The organism is Nonlabens sp. SY33080, from assembly GCF_011784885.1.
In the GTDB taxonomy this organism is placed as follows: Bacteria; Bacteroidota; Bacteroidia; order Flavobacteriales; family Flavobacteriaceae; genus Nonlabens; species Nonlabens tegetincola.
Map to the genome: position 1 here is coordinate 2,084,407 of NZ_CP050461.1, position 26,588 is coordinate 2,110,994.

The window sequence follows — 26,588 nt, forward strand, 5'->3', positions numbered from 1 at the left end:
ATATTATTTACATTAAATTAATCTGTTAATAACGTCAATTTTACATTTAACAACTAAATTGAAAAAACTAATAAGAAAATGATGTTGTTTCAGTATCCTGTATATATGCACAAGCATTTGACAAATCCTAAATAATTTCATTAAAAACTATTAACAGGTTATTATTGATTTATAAAAGTCAAAAATTACTAGGTGTTAATAACCTCATTTAACTTACTGCTTTTTTACCTTTGTTACTTAATATTTAGTCACATGAACATCTCTATAGGAAACGATCACGCAGGACCTGCATATAAAAATGCCATAGTAGGTTACTTAAAAGAAAATGGTTATGAAATCACTAATCATGGTACTGATAGTTTTGACAGTGTTGATTATCCAGATTTTGCCCATAAAGTAGCGCAAGATATCGTATCTGGTAAAGCCTCAAAAGGAATAGTTATTTGTGGTAGTGCACAAGGTGTATCAATGACTGTTAATAAGTATAAAGAAGTACGTGGCGCTGTGTGCTGGAGTAAAGAAATTGCTCAATTATCACGAGAGCACAACGATGCAAATATCATCTGTATTCCAGCTCGTTTCACTTCAATACCACAAGCAATAGCTTTAGTAAAGACGTTTCTTGAAACTGATTTTGAAGGTGGACGTCACAAACGTAGGGTTGATAAAATAGCTTGTTCATAACCTATTTTATCATCGGCTATATTTAAATTATCTACTAAGAGAAGGAAGGTTGATTGGTATGAGTAGAACAAATAGTAAACTTTATTTTGAATTAGGTGAACAGTTACCTAAACAATATCCAGAACTTAATTTTGATAACCATTGTTACTGGCGTATTGCATTAGACAATGTTTTACAAGGAAAATGGCGTGATAAAATACCAGCACCTGCTTATAAACATCTTACTGACGATCAATTGGATTACGTAATTCATTTATTGAAAAGTTATAGTAGGGATCAACGACTACTTTTACAACATAACGAAAACTCGTTACGTTACAGAGGTAAAATCAAATAATGATTAAGAATTAAATTTCTCTTGTATACAATACTAGGGATACTATGGAAATATGAAAAAAGAAGCTAGTATTATAATTCACCAACTGCGCACGGCAGTACATCCAGAGAAAAAACTCATGGAAATATGGAGAGAGCTAGACAGTTATGAAGATAAGGAGAAAGAACAAGTATTAAATGATCTGGATAGTCATCGACAAGAAATAATGGCAAATGGTGATGAATCATTTGGTGAAATGCTAGAGAAAATAATTACCGATATCAGGATAGGTGTAAAACCACCTAAACCTAAAATTGTACCTAAACAATTTTAAAAAACATGCAAGTACGTATAAAAACCTTTGATGAATTAAATACGATAGAACTGTACCATATTTTACGGTTACGTTCTCAGGTTTTTGTTGTAGAACAGGATTGTGTTTATCAAGATATCGACAATAAGGATCAACTTGCAATTCACGTTATAGGTTATCATGATGAATCAATTGTAGCTTATACTAGAATTTTTAAACCAGGTGATTATTTTAAACAATCAAGCATTGGTAGAGTAGTTGTTAATCCAGAATTTAGAGGTAAATCTTATGGGAAATTAATAATGAAAGCAAGTATGGATTATATTCATAAAAAATCCTGGTCTACCATTATAATAAGCGCTCAATGCTATCTAGATAAATTTTATAAAGAATTAGGTTTTGAATCCACCGGTGAAGAATATTTAGAGGATGGAATTCCACATCAAAAAATGAAAATAATCTTGTAGAAGTAAATAAAAAAAGCCCTTTTCAAAAAAGGGCTTTTTATGTTAGTGATCATCATGATCATCGTGGTGTTCCATAGTTCCAAAAGGTTTTAAAATAACCCCTATACTAAAAATAAAACCATCAGTAGGAGCATAGATTTCATTAAAGCTAGGGACACCGTTTGAATTTACATTTAAAGTAGGAGTAAAACGAGATTGTCTACGATCCGTAAAGTTTTCAAAATTGGTAAATAAATGACCCCATTTGAAGTTTTTCATAACCAGAAGTCCCATTGTAACGTAATCAGTAGTTTCAAACCCATTAGAAAGTAATTGATTACCTGTGTAATAAGCTTCATAACCTATACGCCATTCTTCGTTTTCATACATTAAAACTGTACCAGCATTATGTCTTGCAGTAAGTGGTTTTTGAGGATTACCATCAAGAAAATTAAGCTGTGTATCTATGAATGCATAATTTAAAAACCATTTAAAATCTTTATAAGTAAACTTCATATTTGTTTCTGCTCCACGACTTAACGTTATATCATCTGCATTTTGATAAGAATAAGTATCCATACCTGTTGAGGTTAATAACAATCCGTTGTCAATAGCAGTAGCATAAAATAATTGATTTATAGAAAAATTAATCTGTTCAGTAATAGGAGTGGTATAATTAAAATCCAGATTAATTCCGTAAGATGTTTCTGCATCTAATTCATCTTTGTTAATACCTGAGATACCGCTAAAATTAAGCATCTCACCTTCTTCTGTAAATAAATCTGGAATTTTATAACCCAATCCACCACCTAAACGACTGGTAAAAGTTCCTGGGCCTTTATATAGAAGGGAAACTCTAGGTAAAGCAAATAAACCCCAATCCATTGCATAGTCTGTTCTTAATCCTGTTTCTAATATCCATCTATCACTTAAGTCTGTTACATTGTTAATAAAAGCACCTACTGTAGTATTCTTTTGATCTCTATCATTTATACTGGTTTCATCAAAATTGGTGGTATATAAATTTGCTCCTAGAACCCAATCTGACTTTAAGCCTGAACGCTTGTAATTAACTTCTGTAAATGAGTTTACTTGTTCACCGGTAAATAGAATATAAGGAGTTTGAAGTTCCCTATTAAAATATGAAATGCTGTTTTTAAATTGTAAGCTACTATTTTCATTTAATTGCTGATCATAGCTTATTTGAGAACTTATCCTGCTCGATGTATTTACTTGGGTGTACCTATTACTTTTTTTATCGATAGCGTCCAGAAATCCACCTGTACGATCGTCAAACGTGGTATTGATTCCTACCCATAAGGTACTGCTCTCACTTGGATAGTAAAAAAGTCTAGGGTTTAAGGTTATGGACTTAGTTTCTGGTAGGTTTGAGAATTCATCTCCATCTGGATCATATGCTTCTTGCAAATTAGCCGAGACATACAAGGTAGTTCCCCATTTTTCATTACGATCACTATAAAAAACATTGGCAGTTGCACCAAGAGCTTGGGTACCTTGAATCATGATGTCCATATCCTTTTCCTCACCTGGAGTTTTTGATTGAATATTGACTAGACCTGCAATAGCTCCTGCACCGTATAAAGTAGACGAACTACCTTTAATAATCTCAAATTGTTTGATATCAACTGGCGGTATTTGCATAATACTTAAACCACCAGCAAATCCATTGTATAGGGGAAAACCATCCTTTAAAAGCTGCGTGTACCTACCATCTAGACCTTGAATTCTTATAGATTGATTTGCACTACTTTGAGAGGTTTGTTGCATTTGGATACCTGTACTTTCTCTTAATACCATTGAAATATTAGTACTGTTCATCGCATTTTTTTCTACTAATTCCTCACCACCTATAAATTCGATTCTAGTAGGAGTACGTTTAAAGGTTCGGGTACTACGTGTAGACTGAATAACCACCTCGTTTAATTGAGCTTTACTTTCTTCTAGAACTACACGATATTCTAATTGAGATGGTAAATTAATTGTGATAATTTGCGTTTTATGCCCTACGTAACTTATGCTTAATTCAAAGGTTCCATCTTCTAAATTTTCCAGGGTTGCAACACCATTTATATCTGTCATAGAACCTTTTTTTAGACTTTTGATAAAAATATTGGCACCTAATAAAGGTTCTTGATCCAATTGGGATACAACGGTTACGGTAATTGTGTTTTGAGAATTTTGTGATTGCGCTTTCGCGAAAGCGTAAACACCTAATAGCAGTATAATACTGCACAAATATTTATTCATGTTTATGAGTGTATTTAAGTTAAAATAAAGGCGATTTATAGCCTGAAGTTGGATTTAACTTAATACTCTAGGAGGATCAATTTCCGAATCTGGATAAATTATAGAATAAGGTGATTTGTAGTGATTATCACCTAAAATAGTTTTATCTGAAAATAGAAACTGGGTTATATAAGGTAATTCAAATACTAATTGAACAGAACAACAATTACAAATACAAAAAGGGGAACACAAATCTTCATGGTTATCCTCGCAGCCATCGTCGTCAATAGCAATTTCAATGTGGTCATCATGTTCTACACCATCACCACAAGGCATTATATTTAATGCTAGGAAGTACATGGAAAATAGAATAAAAAACCACTTCATTTGTCAAAGGTAAGTATTACTTTGTTGCTCTAGTCAATCTATCGTTGAGAGATTTCCCTATTCCTGAATCAGGGAATTTTTGGGCAACAATGATATCTAGATTTAATGCATCTAATTCATGAAGGCTGGCATACAATAAACTAGCAGCTTCTTTAATATCGCTTGTTGAGGTAAGGTATTTAACGGTATGGGCAAGTTGCTCATCATCGATTTTCTCGTGTAATAAAATACCTATTTTTAAATTCCTATTTGCTTGAAGGTAGTCTGATACATTTTCTACTAGCACTGTTTTGGTTCTAGGAGCGTAATGTTTTTCTACCATACCAGGAGCAATAGGTGTATTTTTTTCCTGATTATTAATGTTCACCTTACCAATAACCTCTTCTATTTCTTCTTGAGAAATAGAACCTAATCTATAGATAACTGGTTCCTCATTTTCAAAACCTACTATTGTCGATTCTATACCATTTTTACAAGGTCCACCATCTAGTACTAGCTCTAGTTTATCATTAAAATAATCCTTCACATGTTGGGCAGTGGTAGGACTTATTCTACTAAAAGGATTTGCACTAGGAGCTGCAAGTGGAAATTCTAATTGTGCTAGCAATTCTAGAGTCACTGAATGATCTGGCATCCTAATTCCTACACTGTTTTTATTTGCGGTTATTAGATTAGGGACTTTCTCATTTTTTGGTAAAATGAGAGTAAGTGATCCAGGCCAGAATTTTTGAGCAAGTTTTTGAGCTTTTTCTGGAAAATCAGTAGTAAGTTCTCTTACTTGTCTAACATCGTAAATATGCACAATTAAGGGATTGAATAAAGGTCGTTGCTTCATTTCAAAAATTCCCTTTATGGCTTTTTCACTATATATATTACCTGCCAGACCGTAAACAGTTTCAGTTGGAATGGCGACTAGTTTATCTTGATTAAGTAGGTCTACTGCCCTTGATATATTTGAAGACACTTCGGTCATTGGATTCTTTTACAAATTTCAGGCAAATATCGGAGTAAAAACCTCAAGTAAAAATTAATATTTAAGCCTAACAGCATTCCGTATCTAACGTACTAGAATTCAAGAAAGGTTCAATATATTCTGTGATTTCTAGCCACTTTGTTTTGTCAATACAATAACAAACGCTTGTCCCAGTAACGGTTCCCTGAATAATCCCTACATTTTTTAACACTACAAGATGTTGTGAGATGGTAGCTTGGGCCAGACCTATTTCATCAACTATATCACCGCACACACAAGATTCTACTTTAAATAAATATTCTAAAATACTTACTCTAGCAGGATGTCCCAGTGCTTTAAACACCGCAGCAAGATTAACTTGTTTATCTGTATATAATTCAGTTTTGGTAATACCCATGTTTACTTATTAATTTTTGTAATATAAAGCTCGACACGACGATCGTTTTTATCGGGTCCACCTAGAGGTTTGGTTCTACCGAATCCTTTAAATTTCATCCTTCTAGGATCAATTCCTCGTTCTCTTAATTTTTTAAAAATGGTCTTTGCTCTATCAACAGATAAATTGGTTTTTTTAGTATCTCTATTGTAAGCATCTTTATACGCGGGATTTATACAACATACGTGACCGTGAATTTCAAACTCGATATCTTCTCTGGCGAGTAATATCTCGGCGATACGTTCTAGAATAGGCTGTGATTCTTCTATAAGTTTTGAACGCCCTTTATAAAACAGTACGTTTTCTAATCTAATTATTTCGCCTTTTTTAATATTCTTACGTAGTAAACTTTTGAAAGGCTCTTTAGTATTATCAATAGGTGGATCAAGTTTTGTAGGAATATCTAGGTATTCATCTTGCTCTTCTGGTGTATTTGCAGCAGTGGTTGCTGCTTTAGTATTCTTATTAACCTTTACTGCTGTTATTTCATCTTCCTTGTCTATAGAATTGTTAAGAGGCAATACGGGAATAGATTCTTTACTATCTGGTTCATTAATAATTTTATCGACTACTTTTTCTTCATATTCATCGATGAATTCTTTTTGTTTTTGAGTGAGTTTGCTGCGTTCTAACTGTTTAATTTCAATACGATCAACATATTCCTTGCGCAAGGTAAAGGTGAGGTCTACACGCCTATTTTGTGCCCGTTCATTTTCCAGTGATTCTTGTGAATTCTTTTCTAGTGCAACTTCACCACGGCCTTCTATAATTTTAGAAATATGATCCGTTTGAATGTCATGATTTTTCAGCCAGTTTGCTACAGTTTCTACCCTTCTATTGGATAAATCCATATTGTACTCATAACTACCACGATCGTCACAGTAACCAAGAATTTTTACATCTAGAATAGGTTTGTACAGTAAATTGTCAAAAAAAGCATTGAGTTGTCTTCCTTCACTAAAACTGAATTCATCTTTATCTACATCAAAATAAACGCTGTGTTGTTCTTGAATTTGTGAAAAAGAAAACAGACTTGTCAATAGGAATAATAGGGTGCAATAACGGTTTATCATTTTAATATATTGTTGTAGCGATTCTCGTCTTCAAGCACTTCTATAGCAGTTTTTATTTCTGGGCTGTATTTTATTTGATACTGGTATAATCCTTCTTTGTAAAAATATCTCTTTACAATTTCATCAGTAAGCAAACTCATGATTTCAGGTTTTTTATCCAATATATCTTTCTTTTTTGCTTGTTTGATAGCTTGTTTCATTGCTTTGTAAGTGGTTGCAATGTCGTCGTCCAGTTCTTCTTTGACGGCTGTTTTGTATGCTTTCGCGAAAGCGGATTCAGTATCAGTATCAAAATCAAATCCTCTTTTTTCTAACCAAGCAACAAAATCATTAAAATCCTGATCAGTTAGTTTAATCTCATTCATATCAGAGAACTGATGTTGGTAATAGTAGTCCGTAGCATAATCAAAAATCGCATTTTCTTTAAGAAGGGTAGTGGTAACGGGTGAATAGGCCGAGCTAGCAAGCTTTATATCTGGATCAACGCCACCACCATCATACACTGTACGACCACTGTTTACAGTCTTAAAGGCATTGTAATCTTCTTTTTTGGTACGTACGGCGTTTCCATCTTCATCTCGATTCCAATAATCTAGTGCTTGTATACATCTACCACTAGGTGTATAATATCTAGAAATGGTAATTTTAATTTGTGTTCCATAACTCAGCTTTTTTGGGCGTTGCACAAGACCTTTACCAAAACTACGTGCACCTACTATTACTCCACGATCATAATCTTGTATACTACCACTTACAATTTCACTTGCACTCGCGCTGCGACCATTAATAAGCACAGCAATTGGCATACCTTCAAATGTCTCATTACGTTTGGTCAGGTACGTTTTGTTGTATTCTGGAACAACAGATTTAGTACTGGTAATTAATTTATCTTTTGGAATGAAAAGGTTGGACACATTTACAGCCTCACTTAATAAACCACCTGGATTACCTCGTAGGTCTAGGATTATTTTTTGAGCACCTTTTTCTTGAAGTTCTTTAATAGCAGCTTTTGTCTCTCTGCTAGCTTTTTCATTGAATTTAGAGAGCACAACGTAACCTATTTCAGGAGTAGCCATATCATAAAAAGGGACAGCATGTACATCTACCGCAGCTCTTTTAAGTGTCGCATTCAGTAAATTGCCTTGTCTTCTGTAAACTACTTTGAGCTCACTTCCAGGAGATCCTTTTAATAAATCACCGGCGTTGTCCTTATAATCAGAAATTTGAACCGCATCTATACTTATAATTTCATCTCCTGCTTTTAGACCAGCCTTGTCTGCTGGATAATCTTTCCACGGTTCTACTATTATGATTTTATCATCTTTAGTTAATACACTAGCACCTATACCGGTATAAGCTCCACGTCTATTAATTTTTGATTTTTCAACTTCTTGTTCTGTCCAGTACTTTGTATAGGGATCTAGCTCATCCATCATGCCTTCAATAGCATTATCCATAAGATCGCCTGGATTAGTCTCGTCAACATAGTTCATGTTGATCTGTTTATACATTTCGTTGAAAATTTCTATTTGCTTAGCAATTTCAAAAAAGTCATTTTGAAAACTAACTAGTGAGAAAACTCCTATAACAGCAATTATAGGAATGATTATTTTACGTTTTAATAATTTCATTACTTGTTAATTCTTATCCTTACTCAATAGGGTAACGCCTAAAGATAGGTTAATTACAATTAACCACGATAAATCAAATAGCATTCCACAGTTTGTAATTAGAAGTCCTTCTTATTTTTATTTAGAATTTGTATTTGAAAGATGGTACTTCTTGATGAGTTTTTTCATTTGATTTTCTAAAAAGGTGTATTCTGGCATACGATTAGAATGGTAGATAAACATACCTGCGATAGGCTGTTTATCAAATGGAAAATCATGTTGTGATAGTCTATAGGCCTCACGCAATAATCGTTTTAATCTATTGCGGTCAACAGCCTTTTTAAAGTATCTTTTTGAGACACTTACACCTATTTGAGTTTCTTTCTCTACGGGAAGATAAACCAGACGTAATGGACCTGATTTAATTGATTTACCATCTTTAAAAAGTTGCTCAATAAGTTTGCGACTTTTTAATTTTTGATTTTTTGAAAAGGTAAATCTAATCATCAGATAATTATTCTTGGGAGCAAATTTAGCTATATCTAGGTTCTATAAATAAAAAAACGCCATTTCATAGTTTCATGAAATGGCGTTTTTATAAATAATTTAAGCTCGATTACATCTCTAGACTCCAGCTATTATTTTCTTTATCGATATCAGCCATTTGGTTTAATGGATCTATAGTTACAGATTTTACATCGTTCATATTGATCCCATCCAATATTAGATTATAAGTAGGATTTGCCCACGACCAATCAGCCAGTTTGGTCCAATTAGAAGGAATTTCCTTTTCACCTCTCATTTCTTGTAATGGTATGTAAAACATTTTCTTCGTTCCATCTGTCATTGTCACTTCTATATCCAACGGCATGCCCATTTGACCTTTACGTTCTAGCTCGATTACATTTACACCATCTAAGCTATTCATATCGTTAACTGCATAGTCAATTGTCTTAGTCGTCATGGTCCAATCGCGCAAGTACCATTCAAGATCAAAACCGCTTACACGCTCTGCTACTCTTTTAAAGTCATTAGGGTCTGGGTGTTTGAATTTCCAAGTGTTGTAATATTCTTTAATGATTTGATCACGTACATCGTTACCTACTATGTATCCTAATTGAGCTAGGAAAGTAGCTCCTTTATTATAAGCGCTTACACCATAGGCTAGATTAGTATGATAATGATCGGCATGAGTGGTTTGTGGTTCTTCCTTACCAGACGTTGCTAGGTAAATATAACCGCGGTAAGAGCTTTGATTTGCTTTTGACATGTCACCACCGCTCACATACGCTTCTGCTAGATTTGATATATAGGTAGTAAATCCTTCATCCATCCATTCGTGTTTAGATTCGTCTGTAGCTAGTATGTGATTAAACCATGAGTGTGCAAACTCATGAGCAGTAACTCCTGCAAGACTGTTGAATTTTCTCTCACCTGTAATTAGGGTACACATTGCGTACTCCATTCCTCCGTCACCACCTTGGATTACAGAGTATTGCTTGTATGGATATTCACCGATATTTTTATTGAAAAATTTCAAAAATTCATTTGTTACTGGTTGTAACTTCTTCCAATTATCCTTGATAGATGCTTTATTCTTATAGAAGAAATGAAGATCTACACCATTTGCTCCTTTGTAAATATCATGAACAAAATCAGGATCTGCACCCCATGCAAAATCATGAACCTGTGGAGCCACAAAATGCCACGTTAATTTGCCGTCTTTTCCTTTTCCGGGACCAGAATTTGCTTTGTCATATCCATGGCCTATCTCCTTAGGGTTTTGTAAATAACCAGTTCCACCAACTGTATAAGTACGATCCATTGTTAACTTAACGTCAAAATCTCCCCATACACCATGAAATTCACGACCTATGTATGGACTGGTGTTCCAACCGGTTTTGTCAAATTCGGCCATTTTAGGATACCACTGTGTCATTGAAAGCGCCACACCTTCAGCATTATTGCGACCACTACGACGTATTTGAACAGGAACTTGCCCATCAAAATCTAATTTAAGAGTTGTAGAAGCTCCTGGAGCAAGAGGTTTGGCTAGTGGTACTACCAGTATTGTTCCTTCACGTTGTGGATTTAACGTAGTCCCATCCTGCGTCATATTATCCACGTACAGATAACCTATCTCATTTTGATCCAGTCCAGCAATACGAGATCCAACTCTTCTATCAGGATCTTCGATACTGCGTGACCTTACATCCATATCACTACCTGGTTGAAAAGCATTAAAAAATAAATGATAATAAACACGGTCTAGCGTTTCTGGCGAATTGTTGGTGTACACCAAAGTTTGTTTTCCTGTATACTGATATCGGTCCACGTCCATATCAACATCCATGGTATAATCAACATGCTGTTGCCAGTAAGTAGTTTCATCACTTGATGATGCCACCGAACTAGTTGATGAGGTTGATCCACAGCTCACTATAAATGCTGCGAGTAATAATAATGCAATTTTTTTCATGTGTAATTATGGTTAATTCCTAGTGATTACAAGTTCAAATCAATCGATTTTTTCTTATAACCTCTGTTTTTATGATGCTAAGATAAGAATTATGACCTACTGCGACTATTTGAATGCAATTGGTAATTAAGCAAGCGACAGTTCTTATTTTTACATTTTTAAAATTACAAGATGGTTTTTCATAAACTCACTATAAAACAAGTAACTAGAGTAACTCCACAAGCTGTGGAGATTGTATTTCAGATTCCAGATAATTTAAAATCGGAATTTGAATATGAATCTGGACAATATCTTACGTTAAAATCTAAGATAAACGATCAGGATGTACGTAGAGCTTACTCCTTATCTAGCGCTCCATTTGAGGACTCAATAAGTGTTGTGGTTAAAGCTGTTCCTAATGGTTTGTTTTCTAACTATGCATTAAGCTTAAAAGCAGGTGATACTCTTGAAGTAGCTGCGCCACAAGGTCTTTTTGTTCATAACATTGACAACGGTAACACCTACCTTGCCATTGCTGCCGGTAGTGGAATCACACCTATAATTTCAATGATTAAAACCGTTCTTTCACAAGAATTAGACAGCAAGTTTGCCTTGTTATACGGTAATCAATCTCTATCTCAAACTATTTACTTTGAGCAACTTAATGATTTGAAAGATCAATACGGCGATAGATTCATTTTGAAGTATTCTTTCTCACGTGAAGAACGAGATGAAGCTCTATTTGGTCGTGTTTCAAAAGGAAATTTGAATTACTTTTTGAAAAATGATTGTAAAGATCTCGCTTTCGCGAAAGCGTACTTATGTGGACCAGAGGATATGATTAAAATGGCCAGCGACAATCTAAATGAAAAAGGGTATTTGGACAAAGAAAACATTTTGTTTGAACTGTTTACAACTCAAGAGAACGATATTGAAATCACTGAAGATTCACATTTAACAGAGGTAAAAGTTATTCTAGATGATGAAGAGCATTCCTTTACCATGACTAGAGATCAAAATTTACTAGATGTAATTCTTAAAAACGATATAGATGCACCATATTCTTGTCAAGGTGGAATATGCAGTTCTTGTATTTGTTTAATTGAAGAAGGAACTGCCCAAATGGCTAAGAATGCTATACTTACTGATCAAGAAGTAAGCGATGGATTATACTTATCCTGTCAAGCTTATCCAACTAGTTCAAAAGTAGTTGTAAATTTTGATGAGGTATAGCCCTACCAGCTTTCATTGTCTTATAATTATTGTATTTTCATACCGATAATAAAAACACATTATGATCAATAGAACAGTTGCTAATGTAGAGAAAGCTCTCGAAGGAGTTAAAAGTGGTATGACGCTGATGGTAGGTGGTTTTGGCCTGTCTGGAATTCCAGAAAACAGTATCGCTCAATTAGTAAAGCTAGAAGTAAAGGACCTTACTTGTATCTCTAATAATGCTGGTGTAGATGATTTTGGTTTAGGATTACTTTTACAAGGTAAGCAGGTAAAAAAAATGATCTCTTCCTATGTAGGTGAAAATGACGAGTTTGAAAGACAAATGTTAAGTGGCGAATTAGAGGTTGATTTAATTCCTCAAGGAACACTTGCTGAGCGTTGTAGGGCTGCACAAGCAGGAATTCCAGCGTTTTATACTCCAGCTGGATATGGTACTGAAGTTGCAGAAGGAAAGGAAGTAAGAGAATTTAATGGGAAACCACATATCCTAGAGCATGCCTTTAAGGCAGACTTTTCATTTGTAAAAGCTTGGAAAGGAGATGAAGCTGGTAATCTAATTTTTAAAGGAACTGCTCGTAATTTTAATCCTTGTATGTGTGGTGCTGCAACTATTACTGTTGCTGAGGTGGAAGAACTTGTGCCTGCAGGACAATTGGATCCCAATGAAATTCATATACCAGGCATTTTTGTTAAGCGTATTTTCCAAGGAGAGAAATATGAGAAACGTATAGAGCAGCGTACTACTAGACCTAGAGAGTAAAAACTTGATAGTATAAAGAATATAAAGAAGGAGCATTTTACAAAGTGCTCCTTCTTTATTTATTGACTATTAATTGAATGACTTTTTTGATAGGGATGGTGTTGATAGCATTTTCATAACCGTCAGGCCATTTATTACCGTAAACGGAAGTAGGAATTAAAGGAAAACGATCTCTATTAACCGTCACTTGGTTTTTTATAGGTTGTCCAAATGGTGCAAACCCTGCGTAGGGATGCGTGCATCCCCAAACAGTGATCGTATCAACACCATACATTGCTGCAAGGTGTCCATTACCACTGTCCATGGCTATCATGTGATCCAATTTTGAAATGATCGCTAGTTCTTCCTTAAAAGAGAATTTACCGGCAAGATTGATGACGTTGTTATAGGAGTCTGCTAGCTTATCTAAAACTATTACTTCCTTTTTACCACCACCAAATAAAAAAACATTAACATTTTCCAGACCACTTAACTCTTTTAAATATTCATCCATTCTTTCTACACTTAACCCTTTAGAAGGATGTGCTGCAAATGGGGCAAATCCTATCCATTTATAAGTGTTAGTAGGTAAAAAATCTTGTAGGCGTGTTGATAGAGGTAAGGATGTAAGAAATTCATCACCATGCAAGTTAATTTCAAAACCTAAATTTCTTAAAACTTGCGTGTAGCGCTCGTGAGTAGTGATTAATGGCTTAAAAAAGTTAGGGTCATTAATTAAACGTTTTTTCTCTAGTCTACCTTTGTCTATCACAGCTTTTTTTCCTGTGAGAAATAATCTTAATGCTTTAGTACGTAATACGTTATGAAAGTCGGCAATAGCATCAAACGAATAGCGTTGCAATTCTTGTGACAACTTATAAATTCCTAGAGCGCCACTATGTTTCTCTTGAACTTGTGCCTCAATAAATTGAACGTCTGGGACTTGTTCTATAATATCCTTGAATCGCTTGCGCGATAATACGGTTACCTTTACTTCTGGATATTTCTTTTTAAATCCAATAAGTACTGGAACCATCATAGCAACATCACCCATCGCACTTAGGCGCGTTACTAAGATGTTTTTAGGAGAATTAGGCATTTTTATTTATTTGCCGCGCGCAATACAGGATTAAGCTCGTCGTCATTGTACATCTTCATTTGCTTGTACACTTTCATATACTTATCACCAGAAGCAATATCAGACAAAAGTTGATCAAGAGCAGTTGACAAATCAATACGTTGTTCAAGAAGAACATCTAATTTTTTTTGGCAAGCATTACGATGATCTTGTGAAGCTTCTTCTCTAGTAGCCTCTTCATGCATATGAAATATTTTAAGAGCCAAAATAGAAAGTCTATCTATAGCCCATGCAGGACTTTCTGTGTTAATAGTCGCATTATTGTGTGGTACAACCTCCTTGTATTTTTCAAGGAAATAACTGTCAATATATTCAACCATATCGGTACGATCCTGGTTACTGGCATCAATTTGTCTTTTAAGAGTTAGAGCAGCAACAGGTTCAATATTAGGGTCGCGTATGATGTCTTCATAATGCCATTGGACAGTATCTATCCAGCACTTGCGATATAGTAAATGTTCAATAAGGTGTGAATTACGATCATATGGGTTTTCAAAAGATTGATCCACAGTATTTATCACGTGATACTTCTCTATAACTTCTTGAAATAACTTATTTGCCTTATCTGAAAACATGTACTTAATTTTAATGCAAATATAATTCATAACAAGCTGCTTTTATAAGCTACAAGAGTAATGAGTAGCCATCAATATCCAGATTATCGGGATTAGACCATATCTTTATACTGTAACAAATTTTTATCAAGGTCTACATATACATCAACCACAATATAAAATCTTATGCTTAAGTACTTTTTGAGTTTAGAATGGAAGAGTTTTTTAAGAAGCGCCGCCTTTAAACAAAATCTAGCAATCAAGATAATATTAGGATTCTTTGCCTTTATCATTTTACTTGAATTTATAGGATTAGGAGCTGGTAGTTACTTTATCCTAGAAGAATTCATTGAGGATGGTAAAATCAATGCCGGAAGTCCTTTTGAAGTAATAAACAAGTTTTTGATTTTTTGGTTCGTAGTAGATTTAGTTTTTAGATATGCTATGCAAAAGATGCCAGTGGCTAATATTAAACCTTTACTTTATTTACCATTTACAAAGGGAAAGATTGTAAAATATGCCTTAGGTAAAACTGTTTTTTCGTTCTTTACTTTACTACCGGCCATGTTTTTTATTCCATTTAGTATCGTATTACTTGTTAAAGGTTATGACGTAGCTGGAGTAATTAGCTGGCATTTAGCGATGTTAGGAATAACACTTTCGCTCAATTTCTTAAACATTTTCATCAATAATAAAGACGTTGTATTTTATCCAGTTGCAGCCATAATGGGAGTTTTTGCCATTACTCAATACTACGGCATATTTGACATCACTATCTATACTCAACCTGTTTTTGAGTTCTTTTACAACAATTCCTGGTCATTTGTATTACCAATAGGAGCAGCAGTATTTTTTGGCTGGTACGCCTATAAATATTTTAAAGGACAACTTTATTTAGATGCTGGACTAAAATCAAAGGTTAAAGAAGCCAAGACAGAAGATCTAAGCTTTCTTGATAGATTCGGTAAAATATCAACCTATTTAAAAAACGACATTAAACTTATAAAACGTAACAAACGTGCAAGAACAACCTTTATCATGGGCTTTCTGTTTGTGTTCTATGGATTCTTCTTTATGAATGATATCTACGAGCAAATAAACGGTATGAAAATTTTTGCAGGATTATTTTGTACCGGTGGATTCCTATTCAGCTTTGGTGGATTAGTACCTTCATGGGACAGTAGCTATTACAAATTAATGATGTCTCAAAATATTCCATACAGAGAGTTTCTATTAAGTAAATGGTGGCTTATGGTAATATGTACCGCTGTAAGCTTCTTAATATGTACGTTCTATTTATACTTTGGACTGGACTGGTGGTTAGCCATGGTTTGTGGAGCTATCTATAATATAGGCTTTAATTCTTCTGTAGTTTTATGGGGCGGTGCCTATGTTAAAACACCTATTGATTTAACCTCAAACAAAAAAGCATTTGGAGATAGCAAGGCTTTCAATGCAAAGACTTTACTCATGCTTATCCCAAAACTTATTCTACCTATAGTAATTTATTATGCATTTGGACTTACGATAAGTGAATCTGCTGGATTTATCGCTATTGCAGTGACAGGTATACTAGGATTGCTATTTAGAAATAAAATTTTTGAAATAATTGAAGGTCTATATAAGGAAGAAAAGTACGACACTATTGCTGCCTATGCGCAAAAAAACTAGCCTCAATAATAATACAATTAAAAGTAGGGTAGGAGTGAGATTTAAATAGTCCGCTTTCGCGAAAGCGAAACCCTAAAAAACCAATAATATTTACACATCATGATAAGTATTCAAAATCTTTCAAAACAATATAATGGAGTTTCAGTTCTGGATATAGAACACTTAGAAATTCCACAAGGTCAAGCAATAGGACTGGTTGGAAACAATGGCGCAGGAAAAACGACATTATTTTCATTATTACTAGACTTGATCCAGGCAAATAGCGGACACATTGAATCAAATGGCGTACGCGTGGATAAGAGTGAAGAGTGGAAACCTTTTACAAGCGCTTTTGTTGATGAGAGTTTTCTTATCGGATATCTTACTCCCGAAGAGTACTTTTATTTTATAGGTGAGCTACGAGGATTAAATAAAGCCGATGTAGATGCTGTGATGGCCAAATACATGGACTTTTTTAATGGCGAAGCTATCGGCCAGAAAAAATATTTAAGAGATCTTTCTAAAGGAAACCAGAAAAAAGTAGGGATTGTTGCTTCTCTTATAGGCAACCCTAAAGTTATCATTCTAGATGAACCGTTTGCAAATCTTGATCCAAGTACTCAAATACGTTTAAAGAATATCATCAAGGATCTAGCCAACGATCCTGAGGTCACTGTGCTAGTGTCTAGTCATGATTTAATACACGTTACTGAGGTAGCACAACGTGTCGTTTTACTTGAAAAAGGTAAGGTGGTAAAGGACATTGTAAAAACGGCTGGTACATTCCACGAATTAGAGTCATATTTTAAAGGAATATCTGAAAATTATCAAGAAGAAGAATAATTATGAGCCCTAAGATAAAAACGTATTTAGTGTATTCAATTAGTTTTCTTGTTTTATTTATGGGAACTTTTTTTATAACCAAGGCAATTACTAATAAGACATCTGTTTTTACTACGATGTTACCCATAATTGTAGCAGTAGTGGTGGCACCAAAACCACACGTAGCGCAATACCAAAGTGGAAAGCGCTACGGTTTAAAATGGATTTTTAAAAAAGATGTGTGGTGGTTTTAATACCTACCACCTATTCTAGGTACACGACCACGTGTAAGGTGCTTTAATTTTTTAGTAACCTTTTTAATAATATCCTCTTCATCTCGAGTAGGTGTTATAGAAATACCATTACTTGAGGATTCATCATAGGTTTCTGTTTTATACTCACGATCATTTTCAGGCAAGTAGGCCGCGTACATGACATACTCCTTGTCTTTGTAGGTGTTTTCTTTTATCAACTTGAAAAAGTACACACTTACTTCCTCATCTAGATCAGTTTTAATAATTTCCTTTTTAAGGAAGAACATGGAATCCTTTTTCTTTTCAATGTTAATTCGACCTAATAAAGTAGCTCTTGCTATTTCTTGATCATTTAGGTTGTTATAAGGTTTTACTCCATATCGTGCTCCTTTTCTTATGATTACTGCTTCAAAGTCGGCATCGGTATTTTTGTATTCATCCAGCTCAGCTGGTATTGATTCATTGTTTTTGAGCAGCTCTAGGTAATAATAAGACAAAACCTTATCGTTTTTACTTTTTATTAATTTCTCAAAGAAAATCTTAGCATTGCGCTCCTCTCTAAATGGAAATATAAGTTTTGCATAGGGAAGAAGATTACTGGTAGAACCATAGGAACTACTAGCACTTAAATTACGTTTAATATCAATCTTCCCGTCGGTGATTATTTGATCTCTATATCGCTTATACTGCTTTACTTTCATAAGGCCGCTATCTTTCAGTTTAGCTAGCAATTCATAAACAGGCTCCTTATATTCTGAGATAGATGCGTATTTAAACAGTTCAGGGAATAGTTCTTTTCTTAGAACAAGGTTGCGATCATTCCTTCTTAAAAAGTTGTCCTGATAACTGGTACTCAATGGTAGATCTTTTTCTAAAAGGCCCAATAATATTTTTTGACCTTTGCGAGTATCAGTTCGCATGAGTTCGTTCAGGATAAGGCTTTGTACATCAGGTTGGTCATAAGAGAGTTCATACAAATATTCAATAAATGGTAACACTCTATCATCTTCTTCTTGTAACGCCATTAATTGTTTTATAGCATCATTACGTTCACTTTTGAAATTCTTCTCATCGGCTTTTACGGTTGGTATCCATTCAATGAGTTGGTCAATGTGTTTCTTATTAAATCTTAGTAATTCGTTTGAAACAAAAGCTAGTGTATCTCTATTTTTAACTGCATTAAAGAAAATATCAACCTTATCCACAAACACATCTTTACCTAGTAAAGTATCTTTTGGAGTGAAAGTTTCAAAGAAATTTGATATGAATTCAGAAGGTTCTTGGATAGTATCATACACTGTCTTTATTTCATAAATACGTCCTTTGTAATATAAATTCTTGTACTTTAAAATCTTGGCACTTGAACTATCTGTATAAGTCCTAGAATAGGTGTATAAGTCATTGTTTTGTGAAGTTATACTATCTTTAAGAGTAGCACCTAACTCCTCAAAACTATAATTATCAGCTAGGTCATTGTTATAATCTTCCCACATTTCTTGTGCATCCTTATACATTTGAAGATCATGAAATTTTCCCATTTTTACTCTGATAAACTCGTTTGCGGGAGTATAGTAAGTGGTAGATTTTTCTAGACTTTCATGTGCCTTTGGTCTGTCATAAGAATTACTTTTTCTATAAGGTGCGTCCACTGGACTTTTTACAGTGAAATACAATGCGGTGTCAACAACGGTTTCAAACTTTTCATACTTTGGAGTATCGAATTCAAGCGAATTGAAATACGCATCAGCAGTTTTTTTATCAGTTGTAGTTGCTCCTAGAAGATAGTATTTATTATTACGCATAACACTATGCAAGTACATAGCGGTGTTATTAATTGTGTCTTGTGCTAGGGCAGTGTATGATTGGTAAGGGTTTTTTGATAAATAACCGTCTTTTAATTGAAGTTTCTGATTTTGTGCAAATTCCTCGACAATGAACTGTGCTTCAAATTTATCGTCTTCAATATAGTTAGTACTATTAACAACAGTTTCCTGTAGAAAATAAGTAATACTATCACTCTTACCTTGCAGTAATTTTTTACCAGCTAAGGAAACGTTTGTAGCAGTACGGTACTTAGGAAACATTACTTTAAAACCTTTATTAGGAGAATTAAACTCTTCCATTCCAGTAGTTACCTGTTTAATTTCTAACGTATTAAAAATCGAATCGCCATATTGTTTAACATAGCCTTGTTTACCACCTAATTTTATAATCAGTAGTTCCAATGGTGTTTCATAAATACGGTATCGTTGATAATCACCTTTTTTGGTTTTATTCAAGATATCAAAACCAGGATAGGGACTGGTTATTTTTTCCTTACTTACAATTTCACCTGGAATATCCTCGTAAAGAAAATTCTCTATATACTCCAGATTAATTTCTTCTGTTTCCTCTGGAGTAATTGGTAAATAAGGGAATGTATTTATACGATACATCATTAAATAAGCACCATTTGTCATTTCTGGTACCATTATAAAAGTTTGATTACTAGCAGAAAAACCTCTTAATTCATCAAAACTTTCAATGGAAATAAAGTCGTCATCGGTACGCTTTCGCGAAAGCGTAGGAGCCACAAACGTATCGTCCAGTAATTCTTTTTGTGCACTTGCGTATTCAGTTTGTTCACTCGTATAGGGTACGACCGTATAACCTTCCTTTTCAAGTAAGTGAATCATCCCTTTTTCCCCAGGTAGATGTGCTGCTCCAACACCTGCAAAAATGCTTTTGTCACCCATGGATTTTATAAGCTCATCAACCATATTTTGATTACGCTTGTAAAGCATATATTCCCTATAGTATTCGGTATCGGTTGCTTGCCCTATGCTGTCTAGTAATGAGATGTTTCTATCGCGATAAACATCTTCCATTAAGGTATATCGATTTTTATTTTCTAAACGTTCTTGTAACCATTTATCGACCTCTTTCTTTGGCTCGCTATTTCCTGCTACGGTAGTTAAATATTGAGATTCTTTAAAATCCTCAAGACTTATAATGGGCTTATTATTCTTTTTACCAGCTTGATAAATAAATAAATCCAGGTAGGTTTCCTCTTCAAAATTATCGCCGCCATTTGATTTCCTATAAAGAAAACCGTTTAAAGCCTCGTCACCTAATCTTAAACTGTATCTTACTAGTTGAGGTTCGGGATGACCTAGTTTAAACATGCCTTCATAAAAATCATCATCATATCCACCACGAGTAAGATTCTTAGGATCATTTTTTTCCTCTTCATAATACTCACCCATCCAGAAGGTTGGATCTGATTCTAGGGCAATAGCATCACTTTCATTTAGAGCTTTATAAAAAACATCGTCCAGTCTAAAAGCCACCTTTTTGCTCACGTGCATGGTTCCGTATAAGTAGGATGGTTTTTCTAGACCATTACCGGTAATTTTCCATAACAAGCTGTTCTCTTCTTGTTGAGCAGTCATTAGTAGGCACCACAAACAAGCACCTATCCATAAATAGTTTTTCATGCAATCATTTAATTATCGTTTAAAAATAGGTACAAAAGGATGAAATAAAAAAGGTATTTAGTTAATGACCAATATGATTGAGTTAGTTGGACAAACTAGGACTAATAGTATTATAACCGTAAAGAATACTTACTGGTTGATTCTTTAGATTAGGATAGACGTCTACAGTTTTCTTATTTTTACCGACTTATTACAATAACTATAAGGCTTTGTAGTTATGTAAGGTAGACTTAAAAAGAGCTCTTTTGAATAAATATTTATCACAGTTTTTATTAATACTTGTAGTCGTTTCAGGACTTGTAGGATGTAGTCGTAAGAAAAACTCCTTTATAAGTCGCAACCTACATGCCGTAGGAACAGAATACAATGTATTGTATAACGGCGACCTTGCTTTACAAGCAGGACTGGATCAACTAGAGCAAAATTATAAAGACAACTACTGGGAAGTTCTACCAGTTGAAAGAATGTCCGTTAAGGACGAGGTTTTTTTACCAGGACAGCGAGCGCTAGATCCCAATTTTGAACGAGCTGAAGAAAAAGCGGTTAAAGCTGTACAAAAACACAGCATGCTTATCAATGAGGTAGAATATAATCCTCAAATCGATGAGGCATACATGCTTTTAGGAAAAGCTCGCTATTATGACCAGCGATTTGTTCCTGCCCTTGAAGCATTTAATTACATTTTACAGTTCATGCCAGAAAGTGATGAGCTCAATAGAGCAAAAATCTGGCGAGAAAAAACAAATATGCGATTAGATAATAATGAAATCGCAATTAAGAACTTGAGAAAATTACTTTCTCAGGACGAGGAAAAGTTTGAACAAGAAGATCTAGCACTGGCAAATGCCATTTTTGCACAAGCTTTTTTAAACTTAGAAGAAGTTGATAGCGCGTTAGTCTACATGAATAAAGCAGCTCAACAAACTAAAAATAGAGAGACACAAGCAAGGTATAATTTTATTGCAGGGCAATTATTTGCAAAATCGGGTCAACGCGACAGTGCTTTTGCACATTACGATCAACTTATTGAATGGCATCGTAAAATACCTAGACGTTATTATATAAATGCTTTTATAGAAAAAATAAAACTGTACGATCCGGCCGTTGATAGTGATACCGAGCTTATTGAAACCATCACCGATCTTGAGGAAAACAGAGAAAATAGACCGTGGTTAGATGCTATTTATTCTCGTAAGGCTATTTACTTTCATGACAAGGACAGTTTAAATCTTGCTAAAGAATACTTTAATAAATCGCTAAGAGCCAAAGGTGGTACTGATAAATATCTAAGAGGTAATAACTACAGTGCACTTGCAAAAATTAGTTTTGATCAGGCAGAATATGTCAATGCTGGGAAATACTATGATAGCGCAGTAGCGCAATATAAGGAACGCACGCCAGAACATAGATTGGTACGTAAAAAGCGAGACAATTTAGAAGGCGTTATAGTTTATGAAGGATGGCGTAGTAGTGCCGATAGTATTTTTAAAGTACTAGCAATGTCTCCACAAGAACAAGAACAATATTATCAAGTATATATTGATAGTTTAAAAGCACAAGAAGAAAGAGAAGCTCGAGCTGCCGAAGTTGCCGCAGCAAAAGAAGCACAACAGCAAACGGCCTTTTCCAAAATTCAAAATAACAAAACTTCTAGAAGAGGTAATATAGGACCAACCTTTGGTGGAGCAACACCACCAGGACCTACAGGACCTTCTTTAGGTAACTCATCTTTCTACTTTTACAACACGCAAACTGTTGCTCGTGGTAAACAAGATTTTAGATCAAAATGGGGTAAACGCAAATTAGAGGATAACTGGCGACGTAAAAACAAAAAATCTACCCTGGATGGTGAGATAGAAGATGAAATTGTAAATGAAGAAGAGGAATTACGACCAGAGTTTACAACCTCCTTTTATATTGAACAACTACCAAAAGGCAGATTTGTGTTAGACAGCATTGCCGACTCTAGAGACTTTGCCTACTATCAGTTAGGTGTAATCTATAAGGAGAAATTTAAAAGAAACGATCTGGCTATTGATCGATTCACTAGACTTCTGGATTTTGAACCAGTAGAAAAACTAGAATTACCTGCCCTTTACAACCTATACCTTATTTATAAGGAAGACAGTAAAACACCAAATGCACAAAAGGCCAACCTCTATAAAAACAAAATAATCTCTGAGTATCCAGATTCTAGATATGCCGAGTTATTGCGTAATCCAGAATCAAAATTAGATAATAGTGAAACACCGCTTGCGGTTTATAATAGACTGTATAAAATGTATGAGGCTGAGCAGTACGATCAAGTAATAGCTCTTGTTCCAGAATATGTCAAAATATTCAATGGAGATGAAATTGTACCTAGATTAGAACTACTTAAAGCATTTGCATCAGGTAGATTATACGGTTTTCAAGCTTATAAGCGAGGAATAGATTATGTAGCACTTAATTATCCAAACAGTGAGATAGGTAAAAGCGCACAGGATTTAGTAAAAAAAGCAGAATCTCTCAAAATACCAGAAGTTTACCTGCCAGAAGATGGGCTTACAGATTTTAAACTGGTTTATAGGTTTAATAAAAGTGAGCAATCTGCAATTGATAACCTGACTGCTGCTCTTGATGACGCTTTCGCGAAAGCGGAATACTCATTCACCTACTCAACCGACGTGTACAATGAAAACGAAAAACTGTTAGTAATTCACGGTTTCAATACTAAATTAGGAGCCAAAGGATTGGGTGAATTACTACAGAAACCAGAAAATGGTTATAATATTTCAAGACCTTATATTGCAATAGCAACAGAAAACTATAAAATCATTCAAGTGTATAAATCATTGGATAAGTACACAGCCGAAATGAAGTAAATAACCCCTTAAAGAAAATGTTTAGCGATAAAAAATCAGGTAAAGGAACTATGGAGTCAGGAAAATCTCAAAACCGTATAGGACAAGGAACTGTTATTGAAGGAGATATTAAAAGTACAGGTGGCTTTAGAATAGATGGTACAATTATAGGTTCGTTGGAAACTACAGCCAAAGTAGTAATAGGGAAAGAAGGTAAAATAGACGGCTCCATGCATTGTCAAAATGCCGACGTTGAGGGAACCATTAAAGGAAAATTAGTAGTGGATAATCTTTTAACGCTCAAAGCAACTGCTCGTATCGATGGTGAAGTGACAACAGGTAAACTAGCTGTAGAACCAGGTGCAGAGTTCAACGCTACTTGTAGCATGCAATCTGGTGTTAAAAACATTAATGACTCAAGTAAAAAAGGTAAAACTGCCTGATGAATTTTTATGTAAAGTCCCTTGCAGCAATAACAGTAATTACCCTTTTACTGTATGCTGCGCACTTTTTTCTTATCCCAGCAGGAGAGATCAGTTTAGTAAAAATCTATTTGTTTTTAGGTATAGCAGGATATTTTACAGTTGCTGCCTTAAACTACGTGCACACGATTGCTAGTGAAAAACTAGGATTCGTATTCATTGCTATATTAATGGTAAAGATAGGAGCAGCACTTTTAATATTCCCAGAATTGCTAGCAGAAAAAGAGTCATTATCTCGTGTTGATAAGTTACACTTACTTGTTCCTTACTTCATTTATCTCATGATTGAATCTGCCATTGTAATTAAGTGGCTTAATGATAAATAATTACCGTTTACAACCGGTTTAAAAAATTAATAAAATAATAGCCTAGTTTTTAAGGTTATTTCAAATGTTTTTTGTCGTACATTTGCACCCGAATTTGAGAACCTAACTATTTAAGGTGTAATACATGTACAGAGCTTATATTAAAACAGCTTTTTTTGCTTTACTTTTTACTGTCTTTTCAGGAACAGTTAATGCTCAAGAAGATCATGGTCACGACAACCATACTACTGAGGCCGATGACCGTAGAGTAAATTCTAAAGAAGAAATTAACGTTTACATTAAGCATCACTTGAAGGATGCTCACGATTTTCACCTGTTTTCGTATACAAACGATGCTGGTGAACGCAAGCATGTAGGATTTCCACTACCGGTAATTGTTTGGACTAGTGAAGGTTTAAAAACTTTCATGTCTTCTGAATTCCATCATGATGATGATGGTAAGGTGCTCGTTCAAAAAGGTAGAGTTACCTTAACTAAACTTCATAGTAAAATTTATGAGTTAGATAATGGAGCTACTACTGTAGCTTTTGATGAAGAGCATCACCCGACTAATGCACACAAGGTACTTGACTTTTCAATCACAAAATCTGTATTTGGAATTTTAGTTACTGGTTTGATATTACTTTTATTGTTTGGTGGACTAGCCAAGCAGTATAAAAAGAAAAACATCCCAACTGGGTTTGGTAGAGTACTAGAGCCTCTAGTAATCTATGTGCGTGATGAAATCGCTCGTCCTAACATAGGAGAGAAAAAGTATAGAAGATTTATGCCTTACTTATTAACGGTATTTTTCTTCATCTGGATTTTGAATTTATTAGGACTTACTCCTATAGGATTTAATGTAACAGGTCAAATTGCAGTTACAGCATGTCTTGCAATATTCACTGCAATTATTTACCTATTTAGTGGTACAAAAGAGTTTTGGGGTCACACTTTATGGATGCCAGGTGTTCCTGTTTTACTTAGACCGATTCTTGCCGTTATAGAATTAGTAGGATACGTACTTATTAAGCCGTTCTCACTTTTAGTGCGTTTGTTTGCAAATATTACAGCTGGTCACTTTGTGGTGATGAGTCTTATAGCCCTTATGATAACCTTGAAGGAAAGTTTTGGACCAGTAGGTTCGACAGGACTTTCATTAGTTCTAGCGTTATTCATTATGGTAATAGAATTATTAGTGGCTTTCTTACAGGCCTTCATTTTTACAATGTTAAGTTCGTTATTCATCGGTATGGCCGTTGAAGAACACGACCATCATCATGATGAAGAACATGAGGATGAGATCTTAACTCAAGGTGAGGTTGAGGAAACTAGAGAACGTTTTGTTTAATTTTTAAATCAATTGTTATGTACAATTTAATTGGAGCTGGTCTTATCGTTATCGGTGGTGGTATCGGTCTTGGTCAAATCGGTGGAAAAGCGATGGAAGCTATCGCTCGTCAACCTGAAGCAGCTGGAAAAATCCAAACTGCGATGATCATCATCGGTGCACTTCTTGAAGGACTTGCATTTGGTGCACTTATCTTAGGTAAGTAATCATTAAAAAATAGAACACATTCCTGTAACGGTTGGTTACAGGATGTGTTTTAAAATTAGAATTAAACTCAAATTTTAGAATAACTATAAATGGAAACTCTTTTAAACGACTTTTCTCCAGGCTTGTTTATCATGCAAGCGATAATCCTTATCATATTAGTAGTATTATTAGGGAAATTTGCATGGAAACCTATCATCAATTCATTAGATGATCGTGAGCAAGGAATCAGTGAGGCACTTGCTGCTGCAGAAAATGCAAAGCTTGAAATGAAAAAGCTTGAGGCTTCAAATGAAGCTGCGGCTGCCGAGGCTCGTGCTCAAAGAGATACTATGCTTAAAGAAGCTCGTGAGATCAAAGAAAAAATGATTGCCGAGGCAAGCACTGAAGCTCAAGAAAAAGCTGATAAAATTATCGCACAAGCACAAGAAACTATTGAAGCTGAAAAGAAAGCTGCACTTGCTGATATTAAAACACAAGTAGCTGAACTTTCTGTTGATATCGCTGAAAAGGTAACTCGTAAAGAATTATCTGAAAAAGATGCGCAACTAGCTTTAATTGATAAAATGCTTACTGAAGCTAATATCTAGG

26 protein-coding genes are annotated in these 26,588 nt (G+C 34.6%); 15 read left to right on the forward strand and 11 right to left on the reverse strand.

All coding sequences use genetic code 11. The features are described from left to right. Positions 1 to 252 precede the first annotated feature (252 nt). From rpiB to HCN53_RS09360, 4 genes are read left to right on the forward strand one after another with little or no spacing between them, the layout of a single operon-like run. A complete protein-coding gene (gene rpiB / locus HCN53_RS09345; protein ID WP_042276713.1) occupies positions 253 to 684 on the forward strand; it encodes a ribose 5-phosphate isomerase B in 432 nt (143 codons plus the stop codon). Positions 685 to 742: 58 nt separating this feature from the next. Beyond that, positions 743 to 1,021: a hypothetical protein gene (locus HCN53_RS09350; RefSeq protein ID WP_042276710.1), complete on the forward strand. Its 279-nt coding sequence runs from the start codon at positions 743 to 745 to the stop codon at positions 1,019 to 1,021. A 52-nt stretch (positions 1,022 to 1,073) separates the two neighbouring features. Then, entirely contained in the window at positions 1,074 to 1,334 is a 261-nt protein-coding gene (locus tag HCN53_RS09355; RefSeq protein ID WP_042276708.1) for a hypothetical protein, read from the forward strand. Between the two features lie 5 nt (positions 1,335 to 1,339). Then, positions 1,340 to 1,780, forward strand: a complete 441-nt coding sequence (locus HCN53_RS09360; RefSeq protein WP_167342784.1) for a GNAT family N-acetyltransferase — start codon at positions 1,340 to 1,342, stop codon at positions 1,778 to 1,780. Between the two features lie 42 nt (positions 1,781 to 1,822). Here the strand turns inward: HCN53_RS09360 and HCN53_RS09365 are convergent, their stop codons facing one another. The 8 genes from HCN53_RS09365 to HCN53_RS09400 form a co-directional block, all read right to left on the reverse strand. After that, positions 1,823 to 4,027 carry a TonB-dependent receptor gene (locus HCN53_RS09365; protein WP_167342785.1) on the reverse strand — a complete coding sequence of 735 codons (2,205 nt, stop codon included), beginning with the start codon at positions 4,025 to 4,027 and terminating at the stop codon, positions 1,823 to 1,825. A gap of 54 nt (positions 4,028 to 4,081) precedes the next feature. Continuing rightward, on the reverse strand, positions 4,082 to 4,393 hold the full coding sequence (locus tag HCN53_RS09370) for a DUF6660 family protein (protein ID WP_167342786.1): 312 nt from the start codon (positions 4,391 to 4,393) through the stop codon (positions 4,082 to 4,084). Positions 4,394 to 4,409: 16 nt separating this feature from the next. Beyond that, positions 4,410 to 5,366 carry an L-threonylcarbamoyladenylate synthase gene (locus HCN53_RS09375; RefSeq protein ID WP_105017837.1) on the reverse strand — a complete coding sequence of 319 codons (957 nt, stop codon included), beginning with the start codon at positions 5,364 to 5,366 and terminating at the stop codon, positions 4,410 to 4,412. Positions 5,367 to 5,433: 67 nt separating this feature from the next. Next, positions 5,434 to 5,763, reverse strand: coding sequence for an ArsR/SmtB family transcription factor (locus HCN53_RS09380; RefSeq protein WP_042276698.1), 330 nt, complete (start codon positions 5,761 to 5,763; stop codon positions 5,434 to 5,436). A 2-nt stretch (positions 5,764 to 5,765) separates the two neighbouring features. Further along, positions 5,766 to 6,875 carry an OmpA family protein gene (locus HCN53_RS09385; RefSeq protein WP_105017835.1) on the reverse strand — a complete coding sequence of 370 codons (1,110 nt, stop codon included), beginning with the start codon at positions 6,873 to 6,875 and terminating at the stop codon, positions 5,766 to 5,768. Beyond that, positions 6,872 to 8,506 carry a S41 family peptidase gene (locus tag HCN53_RS09390; protein ID WP_167342787.1) on the reverse strand — a complete coding sequence of 545 codons (1,635 nt, stop codon included), beginning with the start codon at positions 8,504 to 8,506 and terminating at the stop codon, positions 6,872 to 6,874. The genes HCN53_RS09385 and HCN53_RS09390 overlap by 4 nt, the downstream gene beginning before the upstream one ends. Before the next feature lie 117 nt (positions 8,507 to 8,623). After that, positions 8,624 to 8,992: a ribonuclease P protein component gene (gene rnpA, locus HCN53_RS09395; RefSeq protein ID WP_042276695.1), complete on the reverse strand. Its 369-nt coding sequence runs from the start codon at positions 8,990 to 8,992 to the stop codon at positions 8,624 to 8,626. Positions 8,993 to 9,101: 109 nt separating this feature from the next. Further along, entirely contained in the window at positions 9,102 to 10,964 is a 1,863-nt protein-coding gene (locus HCN53_RS09400) for a M1 family metallopeptidase (RefSeq protein WP_167342788.1), read from the reverse strand. 171 nt (positions 10,965 to 11,135) lie between these two features. On the opposite strand from HCN53_RS09400, the gene HCN53_RS09405 reads away from it, so the two are divergent. Further along, positions 11,136 to 12,176 carry a ferredoxin--NADP reductase gene (locus HCN53_RS09405; RefSeq protein WP_167342789.1) on the forward strand — a complete coding sequence of 347 codons (1,041 nt, stop codon included), beginning with the start codon at positions 11,136 to 11,138 and terminating at the stop codon, positions 12,174 to 12,176. Positions 12,177 to 12,237: 61 nt separating this feature from the next. Continuing rightward, the gene (locus HCN53_RS09410) at positions 12,238 to 12,939 is read left to right on the forward strand and encodes a CoA transferase subunit A (RefSeq protein WP_167342790.1); all 702 of its coding nucleotides are present in this window, start codon (positions 12,238 to 12,240) and stop codon (positions 12,937 to 12,939) included. A 55-nt stretch (positions 12,940 to 12,994) separates the two neighbouring features. Here the strand turns inward: HCN53_RS09410 and HCN53_RS09415 are convergent, their stop codons facing one another. Together HCN53_RS09415 and HCN53_RS09420 are read right to left on the reverse strand one after the other, a co-directional pair. Further along, positions 12,995 to 14,017, reverse strand: coding sequence for a glycosyltransferase family 9 protein (locus HCN53_RS09415; RefSeq protein ID WP_240919344.1), 1,023 nt, complete (start codon positions 14,015 to 14,017; stop codon positions 12,995 to 12,997). Between the two features lie 2 nt (positions 14,018 to 14,019). After that, complete coding sequence (locus HCN53_RS09420; protein ID WP_042276684.1) at positions 14,020 to 14,631, reverse strand: DUF4254 domain-containing protein; 612 nt, start codon at positions 14,629 to 14,631, stop codon at positions 14,020 to 14,022. Positions 14,632 to 14,796: 165 nt separating this feature from the next. Here HCN53_RS09420 and HCN53_RS09425 point away from each other — a divergent pair, with 165 nt between their 5' ends. From HCN53_RS09425 to HCN53_RS09435, 3 genes are all read left to right on the forward strand, one after another. Further along, complete coding sequence (locus tag HCN53_RS09425) at positions 14,797 to 16,281, forward strand: DUF5687 family protein (protein WP_167342791.1); 1,485 nt, start codon at positions 14,797 to 14,799, stop codon at positions 16,279 to 16,281. Positions 16,282 to 16,380: 99 nt separating this feature from the next. Next, positions 16,381 to 17,103 carry an ABC transporter ATP-binding protein gene (locus tag HCN53_RS09430; protein ID WP_105017828.1) on the forward strand — a complete coding sequence of 241 codons (723 nt, stop codon included), beginning with the start codon at positions 16,381 to 16,383 and terminating at the stop codon, positions 17,101 to 17,103. A 2-nt stretch (positions 17,104 to 17,105) separates the two neighbouring features. Then, complete coding sequence (locus HCN53_RS09435; protein ID WP_157546967.1) at positions 17,106 to 17,336, forward strand: hypothetical protein; 231 nt, start codon at positions 17,106 to 17,108, stop codon at positions 17,334 to 17,336. Here the strand turns inward: HCN53_RS09435 and HCN53_RS09440 are convergent. Then, on the reverse strand, positions 17,333 to 20,812 hold the full coding sequence (locus HCN53_RS09440; RefSeq protein ID WP_167342792.1) for a TraB/GumN family protein: 3,480 nt from the start codon (positions 20,810 to 20,812) through the stop codon (positions 17,333 to 17,335). The two genes, HCN53_RS09435 and HCN53_RS09440, sit on opposite strands and share 4 nt — an antisense overlap. A 245-nt stretch (positions 20,813 to 21,057) precedes the next feature. On the opposite strand from HCN53_RS09440, the gene HCN53_RS09445 reads away from it, so the two are divergent. The 6 genes from HCN53_RS09445 to HCN53_RS09470 all read left to right on the forward strand — a co-directional run bounded on the left by HCN53_RS09445 (position 21,058) and on the right by HCN53_RS09470 (position 26,587). Beyond that, entirely contained in the window at positions 21,058 to 23,676 is a 2,619-nt protein-coding gene (locus tag HCN53_RS09445) for a tetratricopeptide repeat protein (RefSeq protein WP_167342793.1), read from the forward strand. Positions 23,677 to 23,693: 17 nt separating this feature from the next. Next, positions 23,694 to 24,098 (forward strand): polymer-forming cytoskeletal protein, encoded by a 405-nt coding sequence (locus tag HCN53_RS09450; RefSeq protein ID WP_042276675.1) that lies wholly within the window; start codon positions 23,694 to 23,696, stop codon positions 24,096 to 24,098. After that, the gene (locus HCN53_RS09455; protein ID WP_167342794.1) at positions 24,098 to 24,463 is read left to right on the forward strand and encodes a DUF6168 family protein; all 366 of its coding nucleotides are present in this window, start codon (positions 24,098 to 24,100) and stop codon (positions 24,461 to 24,463) included. Before HCN53_RS09450 ends, HCN53_RS09455 begins: the two co-directional genes overlap by 1 nt. A gap of 124 nt (positions 24,464 to 24,587) precedes the next feature. Beyond that, a complete protein-coding gene (gene atpB / locus HCN53_RS09460; protein ID WP_167342795.1) occupies positions 24,588 to 25,793 on the forward strand; it encodes a F0F1 ATP synthase subunit A in 1,206 nt (401 codons plus the stop codon). Between the two features lie 17 nt (positions 25,794 to 25,810). Further along, positions 25,811 to 25,999 carry an ATP synthase F0 subunit C gene (gene atpE, locus HCN53_RS09465; RefSeq protein WP_041495483.1) on the forward strand — a complete coding sequence of 63 codons (189 nt, stop codon included), beginning with the start codon at positions 25,811 to 25,813 and terminating at the stop codon, positions 25,997 to 25,999. Between the two features lie 90 nt (positions 26,000 to 26,089). Then, a complete protein-coding gene (locus HCN53_RS09470) occupies positions 26,090 to 26,587 on the forward strand; it encodes a F0F1 ATP synthase subunit B (RefSeq protein WP_042276668.1) in 498 nt (165 codons plus the stop codon). The last annotated feature ends 1 nt before the right edge of the window (position 26,588 follow it).